The sequence below is a fragment of the Micrococcus sp. iso_26 genome, from assembly GCF_056172975.1.
The window spans coordinates 1-767 of sequence record NZ_JBWBTV010000024.1; the positions used below are offsets into that span (position 1 = coordinate 1).

The window sequence follows — 767 nt, forward strand, 5'->3', positions numbered from 1 at the left end:
CCCCGCAGGCCGAGCCGTTCGTGTCCCTGAGCCCGGAGAAGCTGCAGCAGATCACCACGGTGGTCAAGCGGCACACCGGGCGCGCGATGCCCCTGCATCTGTCCCTGGACCGGTTTACCGCAGGCAGGCCGGTGAGCTGGATGCTCGGGGACTGGGCCGTGGGCATGCTGATGCCGGTGCGCAATGACGGGCCCTGCACGCACGAGAGCGAGGCCCGCCGGGACGATGGCGGCCTGAGCCGCCTGTTCTCGGCCGTGCCGCTGATGGAGGCCCCGGATGCCGCCCCCACCCGGGAGGACTCCGCGGAGGTGGCCGCCGCCCGGGCCACCACGCGCGGGGCGCAGGTGAGCGCCGGGGCCTGATCCTCACGGCCCGCGCGGGGCGGGACTGGCCACGGGGCCGGTCCCGCCTCGCGCGGCGTCGCCGGGTTGCACCCTCCCCCCGATATGTGTATGGTTAGACACGCCAGCAGGGGGCGCGAGGCCCCCGGCACCCCCATCAAGGAGAGCCCCGTGGACACCGAGACCATCTGCACCTCCGCCACCGTCACCATCGGCCAGGCCGTCACCTACGTCGACCGCCGCCTGGAGGGCGGGTCCACCCGCTTCCATGACGGCGTCGTGACCGCCATAGACCCGGCGGCGCAGACCTTCGACATCGCCATCCGCACGGTCATGCGCGGTCGCCAGACCGTCACCGTCTGGGACCAGTGGCACGAGGACGGCCTGCCCTACGCCATGCCGGCCGACGAGGCCCCCGCGGCCGCC

The 767-nt window shown here is 73.9% G+C and carries 2 protein-coding genes; both read left to right on the forward strand.

Annotated features, from left to right (window positions below; translation table 11 throughout):
• Positions 1 to 362: hypothetical protein (locus AC0VX0_RS12370; protein ID WP_475452211.1), on the forward strand; the 362-nt coding region annotated here is incomplete at its 5' end.
• 150 nt (positions 363 to 512) lie between these two features.
• Positions 513 to 767 (forward strand): hypothetical protein (locus AC0VX0_RS12375; RefSeq protein ID WP_036318086.1); only part of this gene is annotated, 255 nt, incomplete at its 3' end.